Raw genomic sequence first — 2126 nt, 5'->3', positions numbered from 1 at the left:
ACTTTTGACTTTTACAGGATGTGCGGAGGAACAGGATAGTCTGATAGATAAACAGACGGTGGAAACGCAGACATTCGAAGAAAAAACTGAAATGGAAGAAATACCAAAGGAAGAAATTACACAAGCGCCGGAAGCGACAGCAGATGAGTCGGAAGAAAAAACAGAAGAGCCGATTATAACAGAGGTGGATTGGTCTGATTTTTTTGATGGAGTGAATGGCGCGGCTGTTGTTTATGATGCAGATGAGAACGGCTATCAGATCTATCATCAGGAATTAGCGCTGACACAGCGTTCTCCATGCTCTACCTTTAAGATCATTTCTTCTTTGATCGCTCTGGAAAATGGAATCATACGGCCGGATGATTCTACACGTACATGGAGTGGTGAAATATTCTGGAATGAGGAATGGAATCAGGACATCGACTTTTCCCAGGCCTTCCGCACTTCCTGTGTCTGGTATTTTCGAGAGGTGATAGATGAAATTGGAAAAGATTTGATGCAGGAGGAGCTGGACAAGCTTCAATATGGTAATTGTGACATTTCCGACTGGGAGGGACGGCTGAATACCAACAACAGCAATCCGGCCTTAACAGGCTTTTGGATTGAGTCGTCATTGCTGATTTCACCCAGGGAGCAGGTGGAGGTTATGGAGCGGATATTCGGGGATGCGTCGGAGTATTCGGAAGAAACCATAAGCCAGCTAAAACAGGTCATGCTGGTGCCAGAGGAAAATGAGGCGGGTATTTCAATTTATGGAAAAACGGGAATGGGGAAAGCGAATGGCGTTGTTATTGATTCCTGGTTTACAGGGTTTGCAGAGGCGAAAGACAAAAGAATCTACTTTTGTGTGTACTTGGGAGAAACAGAGGATCAAAATGTGTCCAGTACAAAAGCTAAGGAGATAGCCATACAAATAGTTTCCGATTATTTAGGTTCGGAAGATGAAGCGGGTACACAAAACTTGACCTACGAAGAAATGATGGAGCAGTTTTATGAAAAGTTTTATGCCGGTCTCTCTTGGGAAGAGATAGAGGAGAGAATTACGGAAGGAATTCCTTACTACCAGGCCAGCAAATATTATGCGGAGGTCACCAATTATTGGGAAAATATAAGAGGTGTCACTGATATTTCCAATGTCATAGAGCCCTTGTATTTTACGGATATGAAATACTACAGGGAAGAGGATTTCCAAAATGACCCAAAGATTATCATTCATCTTGTGAAAAATGAAATTTATGCAAAGCATGGATACATTTTCAAAGATGAGGATTTGTATTCCTATTTTATGGGGTGCGCATGGTACCGGCCCACTGTGGCAGGTGACGAATTTGACGACGCGGTATTTAACGATTATGAGAGGAAGAACCTGGAGCTTTTGGCGGCAATGGATCGTGAAATGGAGCAATGAGTTTATCCCAAATGCTCCAGGGAGTGCTCTCCTTGCGCAGGCCGCTGCAAAAAGCGGAATTTATTTTTGCTGCAGGAGAGAATTCCCTCCCTTTGCAGCTTGCTGATTTCACTGCAGAGCGCACTTCTGTCCACCGCAAGATAATTGGCAAGCTGCTGGCGGTTAAAGGGAATGGTAAAGGAGCTGCTGCCTGCCTTCAGGGATTCCGCAGACAGATAGGACAAAAGCCGCCCTCTGATGGTGCGTTTGCTCAGGTGCTCTATCTTTTGGGTGAGGCTGATATTTTTTCTTGCAATGGCATTTAAGAGGTTGTGAATCAGCTTTGTATGATAAATGCAGGCACAGGAGCATACCGTAAAGATTCTGCGGAAGTCAAAAAACATAACGTCAGCATCTGTGCCGGCTAAAACGTTGAGCTCTGGGGGAAGGAGGGAAATACAGGCGTAGCTTTCCGCAAAGATCATCCCCGGGGCGATTTCCTCAAAAATAGAATTATTTCCCCAGTAATCTTCTTTTTCTATCAGCACATGTCCAGAGAGTACCATGCCCACAAAGTGGTTGTCCTCTCCGTTGCGGATGATGTATTCCCCCTTTTGGAAGTGCAGCTTTTTGGTGGAGAGGCATTTGAGCATCGTGTTGATTTCTTCTTCGCTGATTCCAAGAAACATATTGGTATTTTTCAAAAAGGTAAGGTAAGCTTCCATAGATTGTTTTTCCT

General features: G+C 44.2%; 2 protein-coding genes. One reads left to right on the top strand and one right to left on the bottom strand.

All coding sequences use genetic code 11. The features are described 5' to 3' along the window. Positions 1 to 1408: penicillin-binding transpeptidase domain-containing protein (locus AC1WIP_RS14945; protein WP_481142577.1), on the top strand; the 1408-nt coding region annotated here is incomplete at its 5' end. A gap of 2 nt (positions 1409 to 1410) precedes the next feature. On the opposite strand, the gene AC1WIP_RS14940 is transcribed toward AC1WIP_RS14945, so the two are convergent. After that, positions 1411 to 2126: Crp/Fnr family transcriptional regulator (locus tag AC1WIP_RS14940; protein WP_481142576.1), on the bottom strand; the 716-nt coding region annotated here is incomplete at its 5' end.

This window comes from Acetatifactor sp., assembly GCF_982438285.1.
This window is presented reverse-complemented; position numbering and strand designations above follow the sequence as displayed.